This is a genomic window from Janibacter cremeus (genome assembly GCF_029395675.1).
In the GTDB taxonomy this organism is placed as follows: Bacteria; Actinomycetota; Actinomycetes; order Actinomycetales; family Dermatophilaceae; genus Janibacter; species Janibacter cremeus_A.
In genome coordinates this window covers 1849397-1864247 of sequence record NZ_CP115184.1, presented here as the reverse complement: position 1 = coordinate 1864247, position 14851 = coordinate 1849397, and the positions used below count along the sequence as shown (strand labels likewise).

Sequence of the window (14851 nt, the reverse complement as noted above, 5' to 3'; positions counted from 1 at the left end):
TCTCCCCGCAGGGTCGTGTCGGGCAGAGTGGAGGTGGTGGTCCGGTGGGCGGTCGCCAGGTCGCCGCAGGCCTGCTGGGCGCGTCGGTCCTCGCTCTGCTCCTGGCCCCGACGGGCCTGCCCGACGACTACTCCTGGAACGCCCACACGCTGAGTGAGGCCGCTGCGCAGGGCGTGCCGGGCGCGTGGGTGGCCCGGGTCGGTCTGGCCCTCCTGGGAGCGGGCGTGCTCGTGCTGGCCGGGTGGGCCGACCGCTGGGGGCCCGGGGGACGAGTGCTGCACGGCCTGTTCGGCGGGTGTCTGGTCGCCTCGGCCGTCCTTCCGACGCGCTCGTGGGTCAAGACTGCCGCGTTCGACCCCACGCTCGACACGCTGCACTCGATCGCGGCCACGGTCATGGGTTTCGCATTCGCCTTCGGAGTCGTCACCGTAGCCGTGGCGCAGCGACGGCGACGGGCCCTCGACGTTGCCTCCGTGGCCGCATCGGTACTGCTGCCGCTCGGCATGATGGTGGTGCCTGAGCTGGCGGGCCTCCTGCAACGGGCGATGTTCGGGACGGCCTATCTCTGGTTCGGGTCGGAGCTGGTCAGCAGACCGCCCGAGTCGCCTCCATGATCAGGGGCGGGCGATGTAGAGCGCGTACTCGAGGGAGCGGCCCTGGCGCTCGACGGGGAGCAGGACCTCCTCGGTCGTGGCCAGGCCGGTCAGCGTGGCAAGCAGGTCGGGCTCGCGCTGGGCGGCCCAGATCGCCAGGGCACCCCCCGGCGCCAGCTGAGCCAGGATCGAGGACAGGGCGGGCGCGGAGTACAGCCGCTCGTTCTCCCGGTGCACGAGGAAGCTCGGCCCGTTGTCCACGTCGAGCAGGACGAGGTCCCACGGGCCGACGGGCTCACCGTCGTCGGTGACGGGGGAGGCCGCGTCCTGCACGTGGAGGGTGACCCGCGGGTGGCGGGCGAGCACGCCCAGCGTCGGGGTCAGGCCCAGCCGGGCCCACTGGACGAGGTCCTCCTCGATCTCGACGACGTGCAGGTCCTGCACCCGCCGGTCCTTGAGCACCTGCCACGCGGTGAAGCCCAGGCCCAGGCCGCCGACGAGGACCCGCGTGGGCGCCTCCACCCGCTCCAGGGAGCGCTCCGCGAGGGCCGTCTCGGTCGAGGTGTCCGCCGAGTCCATCGCGAAGACACCGGCGACGACCAGCTCGTGCACCACCGAGCCGTCGGCGGCAGGACGCTCGCGCAGGGCGATCTGACCTCGAGGTGTCTCGGCGGCGGCGATCGTCTCGGGGGTGCTGTCCATGACCTGCTTCCGGTCGGCGCGGGATATTTCTGCGACAAATGTGTTGTCTATTACGTCACGGTAACCGGGCACATGTCACATTCCGAACTGCGGGGGCACCACAGTGCGGCGGGTCACGAGGAGGTACCTTGAGCCCGTGGCTACTACGACTCTCCCCGCGAAGAAGAAGGGGGTGACGTCGTCCACCATCGGGCTCAAGTTCCTCATGGCGGGCTCCGGCGTCATCTTCCTCCTGTACGTGCTCCTGCACATGTACGGCAACCTCATGGCACTGGGTGGCCAGGAGACGTTCGACACGTACGCACACCATCTGCGCACGTTCGGGGAGCCGATGCTCCCGTACAGCGGGATGCTGTGGATCGTGCGCGTCCTGCTGATCGCGTCGATCATCGCGCACGTCTACGCCGGGATGAAGCTGTGGGCCATGGCCGGGTCCGCCCGTCCGCAGAAGTACGCGGTGAAGAAGAACCTCGGCTCCACCCTCTCCTCCCGCACGATGCGCTGGGGCGGGCTGGCCATCCTGATCTTCGTCATCTGGCACCTGATTCACTTCACGCTCGTCAAGCCGGCCATCAACGACTCGGTCTCCGCTGCGGCAGTCGAGGAGTCCCCCTTCGTGATGGTCCAGGCGAGCTTCGAGCTGTGGTGGATGGTCCTCATCTACACGCTGGCCATGATCGCCCTGGGCATGCACCTGTACCACGGCGTCTGGAGCGCGTCCCAGACGATGGGCCTGACGAGCACCGCAGCCTCGCGCAAGCGGGCCAAGACGCTCGGGGCGATCGTGGGGATCGTCATCGTCGTCGGCTTCCTCATCCCGCCGTTCGCGATCTTCTTCAACCTCATCGCCTGATTCTGGAGCACTGACACACATGACTGACACGCTCAGCGAGTACTTCACCGTGGGCGACCCGATCGCCGACACGAAGGCGCCGGACGTCCCCATCGAGCAGATGTGGACCAAGCACCAGTTCGACAGCGCCCTGGTCAACCCGAACAACCGCCGCAAGCTCGACGTGATCATCGTCGGCACCGGTCTGGCGGGGGCCTCTGCGGCCGCGACGATGGGAGAGGCCGGCTACAACGTCAAGAGCTTCTTCTACCAGGACAGCGCCCGGCGCGCGCACTCGATCGCCGCGCAAGGTGGCATCAATGCCGCGAAGAACTACAACGACGATGGTGACTCGACGTACCGCCTCTTCTACGACACGGTCAAGGGCGGCGACTACCGCAGCCGCGAGACCAACGTCTACCGCCTGGCCGAGGTCAGTGCGAACATCATCGACCAGGCCGTGGCCCAGGGCGTGCCCTTCGCCCGCGAGTACGGCGGTCTGCTGGACAACCGGTCCTTCGGTGGCGTCCAGGTCGCGCGCACCTTCTACGCCGCCGGCCAGACCGGTCAGCAGCTGCTCATCGGTGCCTACCAGGCCATGGAGCGCCAGGTCGCCAAGGGCACGGTGACGGAGTACAGCCGCCACGAGATGCTCGAGGTGATCATCGTCGACGACGTCGCTCGCGGGATCATCGCGCGTGACATGGTCACCGGCGAGATCGAGACGCACCTGGCCGACGTCGTCGTCCTGGCCAGCGGCGGCTACGGCAACGTCTTCTTCCTCTCGACCAACGCGATGGGCTGCAACGTCACGGCGGCCTGGCGCGCCCACCGCAAGGGCGCCCACTTCGCCAACCCGTGCTACACGCAGATCCACCCGACGTGCATCCCCGTCAGCGGCGACCACCAGTCGAAGCTGACCCTGATGTCGGAGTCGCTGCGCAACGACGGCCGGATCTGGGTGCCGAAGAACGCCGAGGACTGCGAGAAGGACCCGCGCGACATCCCGGAGGAGGACCGCGACTACTACCTGGAGCGGATCTACCCCGCCTTCGGCAACCTCGTGCCGCGTGACATCGCTTCCCGGCAGGCGAAGAACATGTGCGACGAGGGCCGCGGCGTCGGCCCCAAGGTCGGCGACTTCCGTCGCGGCGTCTACCTCGACTTCGCCTCGGCGATCGAGCGCCTGGGCCGCCCGGCGATCGAGGCCAAGTACGGCAACCTCTTCGACATGTACAGCCGGATCACCGGTGAGGACCCCTACCAGGTGCCGATGCGCATCTACCCGGCCGTGCACTACACGATGGGTGGCCTGTGGGTCGACTACGACCTGCAGACGTCCGTGAAGGGGCTGTACGCCATCGGGGAGGCCAACTTCTCCGACCACGGGGCCAACCGTCTCGGCGCGTCCTCGCTGATGCAGTGCCTGGCGGACGGGTACTTCGTCCTGCCGAACACCGTCCGCGACTACCTGGCCAAGCCCCAGGCCAGGATCACCGAGGACCACCCCGCGGTCGTCGCGGCGAAGAACTCGGTGACCGAGCGCATCGATGCGCTGCTCTCCATCAACGGCGAGCGCACCGTCGACTCCTTCCACCGCGAGCTCGGCAACATCATGTGGGAGTACTGCGGCATGGAGCGCACGGACGAGGGTCTGCGCAAGGCCATCGACCTCATCCGCTCCCTCAAGGACGAGTTCTGGCGCAATGTCCGCGTCTTGGGCGCCGCCGACACCCTCAACCAGAGTCTGGAGAAGGCCGGCCGTGTCGCCGACTTCTTCGAGCTGGGCGAGCTGATGTGCATCGACGCACTGCACCGTCGCGAGTCCTGCGGCGGGCACTTCCGGGCCGAGTCGGTGACGGAGGACGGTGAGGCGCTGCGTCACGACGACGAGTTCGCCTACGTCGCGGCCTGGGGCTTCGGCGGAGAGGACGGCGCCCCCGTCCTGCACAAGGAAGACCTGAACTACAAGTTCATCGAGCTGAAGCAGCGGAGCTACAAGTGAGCATGGAACTGACCCTGAAGATCTGGCGACAGGCCGGACCCACCGCCAAGGGCGAATTCGCCACCTACGAGGTCAAGGACATCTCCCCGGACATGTCCTTCCTCGAGATGCTCGATGTCCTCAACGAGCGACTCATCACCGAGGGCACCGAGCCGATCGCCTTCGACAGCGACTGCCGCGAGGGCATCTGCGGCATGTGCGGGCTGATGATCTCCGGCGAGGCCCACGGGCCCGAGCGGACGACCACCTGCCAGCTGCACATGCGCTCGTTCAGCAGCGGCGAGACGGTCACGATCGAGCCGTGGCGGGCCAACGCCTTCCCGGTCATCCGTGACCTGGTGGTCGACCGCACGTCGTTCGACCGGATCATCCAGGCCGGCGGCTACGTCTCGGTCAACACCGGTGCGGCCCCCGAGGCGCACTCGGTGCCCGTGCCGAAGGAGGACGCCGACCGCGCCTTCGACTCCGCCAAGTGCATCGGCTGCGGCGCCTGCGTCGCGGCGTGCCCGAACGCCTCGGCCATGCTCTTCCTCGGCGCCAAGGTCACCCACCTGGGTGAGCTGCCGCAAGGCCAGCCGGAGCGTGACTCGCGCGTCGTCAAGATGCTCGACGAGCACGACCTCCAGGGCTTCGGCGGGTGCACCAACATCGGTGAGTGCTCGAACGCCTGCCCGAAGGAGATCCCGCTGGACGTCATCAGCACGCTCAACGCGGACCTGCGCAAGGCGGCCAGCAGGAGCCGCTGAGCACCGGCAGACCGGCAGCGCCGGGCCCGCACCGACTCGGTGCGGGCCCGTCGCCGTCTCCGTCGGTAGGGGTCAGCCCAGCCAGTCGACACGGGTGACGAGCAGCGCATAACCGACGAAGGCGACGATGTCGATGACCCAGTGGGCGATGATCATCGGCGCGGTGCGGCGGACCCTGAGGTAGACGGCGCCCAGCAGCAGGCCCATGGCGATGTTCCCGACGAAGCCGCCCAGCCCCTGGTAGAGGTGGTAGCTGCCCCGAACGAGGGCGCTGACGACGACGATGGTGACGGGCGACCAGCCGGCCTCGCGCCACCGGGTGAAGAGGTAGCCGAGCATGATGACCTCCTCGAGCACGGCGTTCTGGCCGGCGGCGAGGACGAGCACGGGGATGGTCCACCACACGGTCGTCAGGTCGGCCGCGGCGACCGTGGTGTTCAGGTCGAGGGCGCGGGCGGCGAGGTAGAGGCCCAGCCCGGGGATGCCGATCACGGCGGCGAGCGCGAGGCCCTGGCCGAGGTCGCGCAGGGGGGCGCGGCGGTCGAGCCCGATGAGTCGGGCGGGGTGGGGGTGCTGGCGGGCGAGCAGGTGCAGGGCCAGGACGACGGGGACCAGCGCGAGACCGATCCCGACCAGCTGGTGGGTCAGGTCGAGCCAGGGGCGGTCCGGGGTGACCGACTGGTTCATCGCGGTCACCTGGCCGGACAGTGACTCCTGCTCGGTGAACTTGCGGACCAGCGACAGCGCCGACCACAGGGCCGAGGCCCCGAGGGAGACCCCGAGGACCAGCACGGACTCGGTCAGCGCGGTTCGGGGGGAGAGCTGCCCGCCGGGCCCGAAGGGCTCCGCGCGCTCGGTGGCTGCCAGCATGTCCCCACTCTAGGGATGGGGCGCGCCCTCCGGACGGCACCGCAGCCGGGCGGACGGGCGAAGGGGGGAGGGAGACCCGCGCGACGGGTACCGTGACCGCAATGAGCGTGAAGGAGCACTCCGGCCTGTCGCCGAGGATGCAGCGCATCCTCGAGGCCGCGACGCGGGTCGTGGCCGCTCGGGGCATGCGCGGTCTGACGCACCGCGCCGTCGACGCCGAGGCAGGGCTGCCCCAGGGAAGCACCTCGGGCTACCTGCGCACCCGCATGGCCCTCGTGACCGCACTGACGGAGTTCATCGCGGCCGGCCTCATCGACAGCGTCGAGGTCCTGGCCGGTCAGCAGCAGGCGGGGGAGGACGACGAGGCGGTCATCGAGAACGCCCTGGACGTCTTCGCCGGCTGGTTGCGCGAGCCGGATGCCCTGATCGCCAAGGCCGAGCTCGCCCGGGAGGTGGCCCGCGAGCCGGAGATCGCCGCGGCGATGGAGCCGGCCCGGGCGCGCATCGAGGGGATCGTCGGCCGGATCCTCACCCTCGCCGAGGTCGACGACGTCCCGACGGCGGCGCAGGCGATCATCGCCGCGATGGAGGGCGTGCTCGATGCCGCGCTCCTGCGGCCGGAGGCCGAGCGCGAGGCCTTCGTGCGCGACATCGGCCGCCGCATCATCACCGCCTTCATCCCGCAGGGGTGAGCGGCTCGCGACGAGGGGAGCCGCCCCCTTCGCCGGCCGCCGGTCCACGGTGCTCGGCTGCGGCGAGGCCGTGATCGGCCAGAACCTAGGATGAGCAACCATGAAGGTTCTCTCCTCCGTCGCCTGGCCGTATGCCAACGGTCCCCGCCACCTCGGACACGTCGCCGGCTTCGGGGTGCCCTCGGACGTCTTCAGCCGGTACATGCGCATGGCCGGCCACGACGTGCTCATGGTCAGCGGGTCGGACGAGCACGGCACCCCGATCCTCGTGCTCGCCGACAAGCAGGGAACCACCGCGCGCGAGCTCGTCGACATCCACCACTCGACGATCGCCCACGAGCTGTCCGACCTGGGCTGCTCGTACGACCTCTACACGCGCACCACGGCACGCAACCACTACCGCGTGGCGCAGCACATGTTCGAGCAGTGCCGGGCCAACGGCTACTTCATCGAGCAGACGCAGCAGGTCGCGATCGACCCGCGCACCGGCCGGACGCTGCCCGACCGCTACATCGAGGGCACCTGCCCGATCTGCGGGTACGACGAGGCCCGCGGCGACCAGTGCGACAACTGCGGCAACCAGCTCGAGCCGAGCGACCTGCTGGACCCGCGCAGCAAGATCGACGGCTCCACCCCGCAGTTCGGCGAGACCGAGCACTTCTTCCTCGACCTGCCGTCCCTGGCCGACGCCCTGCGCGAGTACCTCGAGGGCCGTGAGGCGACGGGCACGTGGCGCCCCAACGTCATCCGCTTCAGCCTGAACATCCTCGACGACATCCGTCCGCGGGCGATGACCCGCGACATCGACTGGGGCATCCCGCTGCCCGGCGCCCTCGGCGAGAAGTACCCCACCAAGCGCTTCTACGTGTGGTTCGACGCGGTCATCGGCTACCTGTCGGCGTCGATCGAGTGGGCCCGCCGCCAGGGCGACCCCGACCTGTGGCGCCAGTGGTGGGTGGCAGACGCAACCCCGGAGACTCAGGTCAGCTACTACTTCATGGGCAAGGACAACATCACCTTCCACTCCCAGATCTGGCCGGCGGAGCTGCTCGCCTACGCCGGCAAGGGGACGAAGGGGGGTTCCCCCGGTGAGTACGGGGAGCTGAACCTGCCGACCGAGGTCGTCTCGAGCGAGTTCCTCACGATGGAGAGCAGGGCCTTCTCCTCCAGCCGGGGCCACGTCATCCACGTGCGGCACGTGCTCGAGAACTACGGCCCGGACGCCCTGCGCTACTACATCTGCGCGGCCGGCCCGGAGAACCACGACGCGGACTTCACGTGGCCGGACTTCGTCCAGCGCAACAACTCCGAGCTCGTCGGCGGCTGGGGCAACCTCGTCAACCGCACGGCGTCGATGGTGGCCAAGAACTTCGGCGAGATCCCGCAGCCGGGACCGCTCGAGGAGGTCGACGAGGCCGTCCTCGCCCGGGTGCGTGACGCCTTCGACGAGGTCGGCGGTCTGCTCGGACGGCACCGCCAGAAGGCGGCCCTGGCCGAGGCGATGCGCGTCGTCGGCGACGTCAACAAGTACGTCACCGACACCGAGCCCTTCCGGCTGAAGGGCGACGACCAGCGCGAGCGGCTCGCGACGGTCCTGCACACGCTGCTCCAGTGCGTCAGCGACTGCAACCTGCTGCTGGCCCCCTTCCTCCCGCACGCGGCCAACCGGGTCCACGCGGTGCTCGGCGGGTCCGGCGAGCTCGTGCCGATGCCCAGGGTCGAGGCGGTGGAGGACCTCGACGGGGGCCCCGGCTACGAGATCATCACCGGCGACTACACGGGCTTCCCCGCCTGGGAGAGCACCCCGGTGACGGCCGGGAGGGCGATCGGCAAGCCGACGCCGGTCTTCACCAAGCTCGACCCCGAGGTCGTCGTCGCGACCGAGCGCGCGGCCATGGCGGGAGAGGACTGATGGGTGGCCGAGGCGTCGTGCCCGCCCGGCCCGACCCCCTTCCCGTCGCGGTCGTCGACAACCACACCCACCTGGACATCCGACGCCGGGACGTCCCCGACGTCATCGCCCCGGACGGTCCCGACGAGCGCACCACCGAGGACGTGGCCGCGGCCCTGGCCGAGGCCGCGACGGTCGGTGTCGACCGGGTCGTCCAGGTCGGCTGCGACCTCGAGGGAGCCCGTTTCACCGTCGACCAGGTCGACCGCCACCCGAGCATGCTCGGCGCGATCGCGCTGCACCCCAACGAGGTCCCCGCGCTCGCCGAGGCCGGGCAACTCCAGGCCGCGTGGGACGAGATCGAGCGCCTGTCCGCGCACCCGCGCATCCGCGCGATCGGGGAGAGCGGTCTCGACCACTTCCGCACCGGGCCGGAGGGCCACGCGGTGCAGGAGGAGTCCTTCCGCTGGCACATCGACCTGGCCAAACGCACCGGCAAGCCGCTGCAGATCCACGACAGGGACAGCCACGACGACGTGCTGCGGGTCCTGGCCGAGGAGGGTGCCCCCGAGGTGACCGTCCTGCACTGCTTCAGCGGTGACGTCGCGATGGCGCGCGAGTGCATCGACCGCGGCTACCTGCTCTCCTTCGCCGGGACCGTGACCTTCAAGAGCGCCCGCGACCTGCGCGAGGCGCTCGCGATCGCGCCGCTGGACCAGGTGCTCGCCGAGACCGACGCGCCCTACCTCACCCCGGCCCCCGAGCGGGGCAACGCGAACGCGCCGTACCTGTTGCCGCACACCGTCCGTGGCATGGCGCAGGCCCGCGGAGTGGACGTCCCGACCATGTGCCGGGCGCTCTCGGACAACGCCGCGCGAGTGTACGGAGCGTGGTGACGTGCGTCGCCTCCGTTATCAAAAATTGACCTGAGCGTTTCCTGTCAGGCATTGTGGTGCGCCGTTGGCCGGGACCGGTTCCCCTGAAGTACTCGCCGACACCGGACCCGCCACTCACTGGGGGGATCCTGTGCGAGCACGCCGGAGCCCGGGAAGAGCTATCAAACGGAGCACAGTGAGTTCACCCGCCATCCGCCGCATCACCCAGGCCGGCGTCGTCGGAGCCCTCGCGCTCGGCGTCTCCGGGGTCGTCGCCATGGACAAGTCCGTGGCGCTGTCCGTCGACGGTGAGAAGTCGACCGTGCATGCCTTCGGCGGCACCGTGGGCGACGTCCTCGACAAGCAGGGCATCGACCTCGACAAGCACGACGTCGTCACGCCCTCGGCGGACACCCCCGTCGAGAACGACCAGACCATCGTCGTGCGCTACGGCCGCAAGCTCACCCTGACGGTGGACGGCCAGGAGCGCACCTACTGGACGACCGCCACGACCGTGGGCGCCGCGCTGAAGGAGCTGGGCATCCGCGGGGGCGAGGACGCGAAGCTGTCCGCCTCGCGCAGCCAGTCGATCGGTCGCCAGGGACTCGAGCTGAAGGTCAACACCCCCAAGGACGTCACCTTCGTCGTCGCGGGCAAGAAGTCGACGGAGACCGTCACCGCGGGCACCGTCGAGGCCGCGCTGAAGGAGGCGGACATCGCGTTCGACTCCGACGACGAGCTCAAGCCCGGCGGGGACGCCCGCCTCGAGGACGACATGAAGGTCACGCTCGACCGCATCGAGCGCAAGACCACGACCAAGAAGCAGTCGATCCCCTTCAAGACGAGGATCAAGCACGACTCCTCGGTCACCGAGGGGACCCGCACGGTCGAGCGCGAGGGCAGGACGGGCAGCGAGACCCTCACCCTCAAGGTCACCTACGAGAACGGTGACGTGGTCCGCACCAAGGAGACCGACAGCAAGGTCACCGCGAAGCCCCTCGCGAAGATCGTCGTCGTCGGCACCAAGGAGAAGCCCGAGCCGACGCCGGAGCCCGCACCCGAGCCCGCCCCGGAGCCGAGCTCCTCCAGCACCAGCTCGTCCTCGTCCAGCTCCTCCGACTCCTCGAGCAGCTCCAGCTCGTCGGGCGCCGGCCTCGACCTGTCGAACGCCGCGATGTGGGACCGGATCGCCCAGTGCGAGTCGACCGGCAACTGGTCGATCAACACCGGCAACGGCTACTACGGCGGCCTGCAGTTCGACATCCAGACCTGGCTCGGTGCCGGTGGTGGCGACTTCGCCCAGCGCGCCGACCTGGCCTCGCGCGCGGAGCAGATCACCGTCGCCAACCGCGTCTACGCCGACCGTGGGACGCAGCCGTGGGGCTGCGCGCACGCGGCCTGACCGCCTTCGTCAGCAACGGACCCCCGGACCTCGCTGGTCCGGGGGTCCGCTCCTGTCCCGACGCCCTCCCCGGCACGCATAGAGTCCATGCCATGAGCACCGACCCCACCACCCCCGGCGAAGGGGGTCGTCGTGGCCTGCTCGGGGCGGGCGCCGTGCGCGAGCTGGCCGACCGTCTCGGGGTGCGGCCGACGAAGCAGTGGGGGCAGAACTTCGTCGTCGATGCCAACACCGTGCGCCGCATCGTGCGTGCCGGTCAGGTCACCGCTCAGGACCACGTCGTCGAGATCGGTCCCGGCCTGGGCTCGCTGACGCTCGCGCTGCTGGAGACCGCCGGCCGCGTCACCGCCGTCGAGGTCGACCCGGTGCTCGCGGACGCGCTCCCGGGCACGGTCGCGCAGCTCGCGCCGGACGCGGCGGAGCGCCTCGAGGTCGTCCACGGCGACGCGATGACCGTGACCGACCTCCCGGGACCGCCTCCGACCGCGCTCGTGGCCAACCTGCCCTACAACGTCTCCGTGCCGGTCGTGCTGCGCTTCCTCGAGCTCTTCCCGACGATCGAGCGCGTGCTGGTCATGGTCCAGCTCGAGGTGGCCGAGCGGCTCGCCGCCGCTCCCGGGAGCAAGGTCTACGGGGTGCCGAGCGTCAAGGCCGCCTGGTGGACCCGGGTGCGGCTGGCGGGCAAGGTGTCGCGCAGCGTCTTCTGGCCCGTGCCCAACGTCGACTCTGGTCTCGTCTCGTTGGAGCGGCACGCGCCGCCGGAGACGAGCGCCACCCGCGAGCAGGTCTTCGCCGTCGTCGACGCCGCCTTCGCCCAGCGGCGCAAGACGCTGCGGGCGGCGTTGCGCGGGATCGCCGGTTCCGGCGAGGTGGCCGAGGAGGCCCTGCGCGCCGCGGGGATCGACCCGCGCACCCGTGGGGAGCAGGTCGACGTCGCCGGCTTCGCCCGGATCACCGCCGAGCTCATGGCTAGGGTGACGACATGACCTCTCCGCTCGAGACGCCCATGGCCGTGACCGTGCGTGCTCCCGCGAAGATCAACCTCGAGCTCTTCGTCGGTCCGCGCGGCGAGGACGGTTATCACGCCCTGGCGACCGTCTACCAGGCCGTCAGCATCCACGACGAGGTCACCGCCGCGTACGCCGACGAGTGGGGCTGCTCGGTCTCCGGGCGCGACGCGGACCGCGTCCCGACCGACGAGAGCAACCTCGCACTCAAGGCCGCCCGCGCCCTCGCGGAGCGCACCGGCGGGCAGGACCCGGTCCACCTGTCGATCCGCAAGGAGATCCCCGTGGCCGGCGGCATGGCCGGCGGCTCCGCCGACGCCGCCGCGGCCCTGGTCGCCTGCGACGCGCTGTGGGAGACCGGCCTGTCCAGGGAGCAGCTGGAGGAGGTCGCCGCCGATCTCGGCAGCGACGTCCCCTTCCTCCTCCACGGGGGCACCGCCGTCGGCTCCGGCCGCGGCGAGGTGATCACGGCCGTGCTGGCGAAGGGGGCCTACCACTGGGTCTTCGTCCCGTCCGTCGACACGGGGCTGTCCACCCCGGCCGTCTACCGCGCCTTCGACGAGCGGAGGGCCGGCACGACAATCGAGGACCCGGCCCCGAGCGCCGCCCTGATGAGCGCCCTGCGCGCCGGCGACCCGGTGGCTTTGGCACCGGTCCTGGACAACGACCTGCAGCCCGACGCGATCGACCTGCGCCCCGACATCGGCGAGGTCATCGAGGCCGCGATGGGTTTCGGTGCGCTCGCCGCGATCGTCTCCGGCTCCGGCCCGACGGTCGCGGTCCTCGCCGAGTCGACGGAGGGCGCGATCGACCTCGCGGTCTCGCTGACCGCCTCCGGCGTGGCCGGTGACATCCTGCGTGCGACCGGTCCGGTGGCCGGCGCCCACATCATCCCGACGACACGAGTCTGATGGCCAACCTCATCTCCGTCGAGCGCGCACGTCTGACGCTCGGCACCGCACACATCCTCGACGACGTCTCGCTCGGCCTCGGTGAGGGCGACCGGGTCGGCATCGTCGGCCGCAATGGCGGCGGCAAGTCCACCCTGCTCCAGGTCCTCGCCGGCCAGCGCGAGATCGACGACGGGCGGGTGACCTTCGGCGGGCACGTCCGCGTCGGCATGCTCACGCAGGCAGACACCCTCGACCCCGAGGCCAGCGTCGCGCAGGTCGTCCTCGGCGACCGGGCCGAGCACGAGTGGGCCGGCGACGCGCGCATCCGCGACGTCCTCACCGGCCTCCTCGGCGGCCTCGAGGCGCCCGCACTGGGTGGGCTCGACGCCCGCATCGGCCCGATGTCCGGGGGCGAGCGACGGCGGCTCGCCCTGGCCAAGGTCCTCGTCGACGACCCCGAGGTGCTGCTGCTCGACGAGCCGACCAACCACCTCGACGTCGAGGGCGTGGCCTGGCTGGCCGACCACCTCGTCAACCGCTGGGCGCGGCCGGACCGGTCGCTCGCGACGATCACCCACGACCGCTGGTTCCTCGACGCCGTCGCCGAGCGCACCTGGGAGGTCGTCGAGGGCCGGGTCGAGCAGTACGAGGGCGGCTACGCGGCCTACGTGCTGGCCAAGGCCGAGCGCGAGCGCATCGCCCGGGTCACCGCCGAGCGACGCAACAACCTTCTGCGCAAGGAGCTGGCCTGGCTGCGGCGTGGCCCACCAGCGCGCACCAGCAAGCCGAAGTTCCGCATCGACGCCGCCAACGCCCTCATCGAGGACGAGCCGCCGCCGCGCGACGGGGTCGAGCTCGTCCGCTTCGCCACGACGCGGCTGGGCAAGGACGTCATCGACCTGCTCGACGCCTCCCTCCGGCTCGGCGAGCGCGAGCTGCTCTCCCGGATCACGTGGCACCTCGGCCCGGGCGACCGCATCGGGATCGTCGGCGTCAACGGCGCCGGCAAGTCCACGCTGCTGCGCGTCCTCTCCGGGGAGATCCCGCTGACCTCCGGCAAGCGCAAGCAGGGCCTGACGGTGCGCATCGGCCACCTCACCCAGGAGGTCGGGGAGCTCGAGCGCTTCGTCGACCGCACCGTCATCGAGGCGGTCGAGGACGTGCGCAAGGTGACGATGCTCGGTAACAAGGAGGTCACCGCCTCCCACCTGGCCAAGCGACTCGGCTTCTCCGGCGGGCGCCAGCAGACCCGGGTCCGCGAGCTCTCCGGGGGCGAGCGGCGCCGGTTGCAGATCCTGCGGCTGCTCATGGACGAGCCCAACGTCCTGCTCCTCGACGAGCCGACGAACGACCTGGACATCGAGACCCTGACCCAGCTCGAGGACGTGCTCGACGGCTGGGCCGGCACCCTGCTCGTCGTCAGCCACGACCGCTACCTCCTCGAGCGGCTCTCCGACCGCCAGATCGCCCTCCTCGGCGACGGGCGCATCCGCGACCTGCCGGGGGGAGTGGAGCAGTACCTCCGGCTGCGCTCGCAGATGCCTGCGGCGACCACGGCGAAGGGGGGAGCGGCGCCCCCTTCGCCCGCACCGGCGGAGCCGGAGGTCGACCCCGCCGCGCAGCGGGAGGCCCGCAAGGCGATGGCGCGGGTGGAGAAGCAGCTGACCAAGCTCAGCGAGCGCGAGGAGAGGCTGCACCACGCGATGGCCGACGCGGTGCACGACCACGAGAAGCTGGCCGAGCTCAACGCCACGCTCGGGGAGCTGGCGCAGGAGAAGGAGATGCTCGAGCTGGAGTGGCTCGAGGCCGCCGAGCTCGTCGGCTGAGTCAGCCCTCGAAGGGGGCGAGCAGTCGGCGCAGGGCCCCGGTGAGGGCGAGACGCTCGTCGGTCGGCATCGAGGCGAGCAGCTCGCGCTCGCGGGTGAGCAGGTCGGCCATCGCGGCGTCGACGCGGTCCTGGCCCTCGCGGGTCAGCTGCACGATGACCCCGCGCCGGTCGGTCGGGGAGGGCAGGCGCGCGACCCAGCCCTTCGTCGCGAGGCGGTCGATGCGGTTGGTCATCGTCCCCGAGGTCACGAGCGTCTCCTGCACGAGACGCCCGGGGGAGAGCTGGTAGGGGTCTCCGGCGCGGCGCAGGGCGGAGAGCACGTCGAACTCCCAGCCCTCCAGGGAGTGCTGCGCGAAGGCGTTCATCCGGTCGAGGTCGAGCAGCCGCGCCAGCCGGGAGACGCGCGAGAAGACGTGCAGCGGCTCGGTGTCCAGGTCGGGTCGCTCGCGGTGCCAGGCCTCGACGATGGCGTCGACGTCGTCCGCGGGGTCGTGGCGGCTGCTCATCCCCGAACT

General features: G+C 70.7%; 14 protein-coding genes. 11 read left to right on the top strand and 3 right to left on the bottom strand.

What is annotated here, in order from left to right; all coding sequences use genetic code 11:
• The first annotated feature begins 44 nt into the window (after positions 1 to 44).
• Positions 45 to 614, top strand: a complete 570-nt coding sequence (locus O9K63_RS08695) for a DUF998 domain-containing protein (protein ID WP_277237086.1) — start codon at positions 45 to 47, stop codon at positions 612 to 614.
• Here O9K63_RS08695 and O9K63_RS08690 read toward each other — a convergent pair whose 3' ends face one another.
• A complete protein-coding gene (locus O9K63_RS08690) occupies positions 615 to 1295 on the bottom strand; it encodes a hypothetical protein (RefSeq protein ID WP_277237085.1) in 681 nt (226 codons plus the stop codon).
• Between the two features lie 136 nt (positions 1296 to 1431).
• Here O9K63_RS08690 and O9K63_RS08685 point away from each other — a divergent pair, with 136 nt between their 5' ends.
• Genes O9K63_RS08685 through O9K63_RS08675 form a run of 3 tightly spaced genes read left to right on the top strand, consistent with a single transcriptional unit; the run spans position 1432 to position 4878 of the window.
• Positions 1432 to 2148 carry a succinate dehydrogenase cytochrome b subunit gene (locus tag O9K63_RS08685; protein ID WP_277237083.1) on the top strand — a complete coding sequence of 239 codons (717 nt, stop codon included), beginning with the start codon at positions 1432 to 1434 and terminating at the stop codon, positions 2146 to 2148.
• A 19-nt stretch (positions 2149 to 2167) separates the two neighbouring features.
• A complete protein-coding gene (locus tag O9K63_RS08680; RefSeq protein ID WP_277237082.1) occupies positions 2168 to 4132 on the top strand; it encodes a fumarate reductase/succinate dehydrogenase flavoprotein subunit in 1965 nt (654 codons plus the stop codon).
• Positions 4133 to 4134: 2 nt separating this feature from the next.
• On the top strand, positions 4135 to 4878 hold the full coding sequence (locus tag O9K63_RS08675; RefSeq protein WP_277242295.1) for a succinate dehydrogenase/fumarate reductase iron-sulfur subunit: 744 nt from the start codon (positions 4135 to 4137) through the stop codon (positions 4876 to 4878).
• Between the two features lie 72 nt (positions 4879 to 4950).
• Here the strand turns inward: O9K63_RS08675 and O9K63_RS08670 are convergent, their stop codons facing one another.
• Positions 4951 to 5748, bottom strand: coding sequence for a CPBP family intramembrane glutamic endopeptidase (locus O9K63_RS08670; protein WP_277237080.1), 798 nt, complete (start codon positions 5746 to 5748; stop codon positions 4951 to 4953).
• A 101-nt stretch (positions 5749 to 5849) separates the two neighbouring features.
• Here O9K63_RS08670 and O9K63_RS08665 point away from each other — a divergent pair, with 101 nt between their 5' ends.
• The 7 genes from O9K63_RS08665 to O9K63_RS08635 all read left to right on the top strand — a co-directional run bounded on the left by O9K63_RS08665 (position 5850) and on the right by O9K63_RS08635 (position 14334).
• Entirely contained in the window at positions 5850 to 6440 is a 591-nt protein-coding gene (locus O9K63_RS08665; protein ID WP_277237078.1) for a TetR/AcrR family transcriptional regulator, read from the top strand.
• 100 nt (positions 6441 to 6540) lie between these two features.
• Positions 6541 to 8352 (top strand): methionine--tRNA ligase, encoded by a 1812-nt coding sequence (gene metG, locus O9K63_RS08660; protein WP_277237076.1) that lies wholly within the window; start codon positions 6541 to 6543, stop codon positions 8350 to 8352.
• The gene (locus O9K63_RS08655; protein ID WP_277237074.1) at positions 8352 to 9227 is read left to right on the top strand and encodes a TatD family hydrolase; all 876 of its coding nucleotides are present in this window, start codon (positions 8352 to 8354) and stop codon (positions 9225 to 9227) included. The genes metG and O9K63_RS08655 overlap by 1 nt, the downstream gene beginning before the upstream one ends.
• A gap of 175 nt (positions 9228 to 9402) precedes the next feature.
• The gene (locus O9K63_RS08650) at positions 9403 to 10608 is read left to right on the top strand and encodes a resuscitation-promoting factor (RefSeq protein WP_277237072.1); all 1206 of its coding nucleotides are present in this window, start codon (positions 9403 to 9405) and stop codon (positions 10606 to 10608) included.
• Positions 10609 to 10700: 92 nt separating this feature from the next.
• Entirely contained in the window at positions 10701 to 11594 is an 894-nt protein-coding gene (rsmA, locus tag O9K63_RS08645; RefSeq protein ID WP_277237070.1) for a 16S rRNA (adenine(1518)-N(6)/adenine(1519)-N(6))-dimethyltransferase RsmA, read from the top strand.
• Positions 11591 to 12526: a 4-(cytidine 5'-diphospho)-2-C-methyl-D-erythritol kinase gene (locus O9K63_RS08640; protein ID WP_277237068.1), complete on the top strand. Its 936-nt coding sequence runs from the start codon at positions 11591 to 11593 to the stop codon at positions 12524 to 12526. Before rsmA ends, O9K63_RS08640 begins: the two co-directional genes overlap by 4 nt.
• Entirely contained in the window at positions 12526 to 14334 is a 1809-nt protein-coding gene (locus tag O9K63_RS08635; RefSeq protein ID WP_277237066.1) for an ABC-F family ATP-binding cassette domain-containing protein, read from the top strand. Before O9K63_RS08640 ends, O9K63_RS08635 begins: the two co-directional genes overlap by 1 nt.
• Before the next feature lies 1 nt (position 14335).
• On the opposite strand, the gene O9K63_RS08630 is transcribed toward O9K63_RS08635, so the two are convergent.
• Complete coding sequence (locus O9K63_RS08630; RefSeq protein WP_277237064.1) at positions 14336 to 14842, bottom strand: MarR family winged helix-turn-helix transcriptional regulator; 507 nt, start codon at positions 14840 to 14842, stop codon at positions 14336 to 14338.
• Positions 14843 to 14851 lie beyond the last annotated feature (9 nt).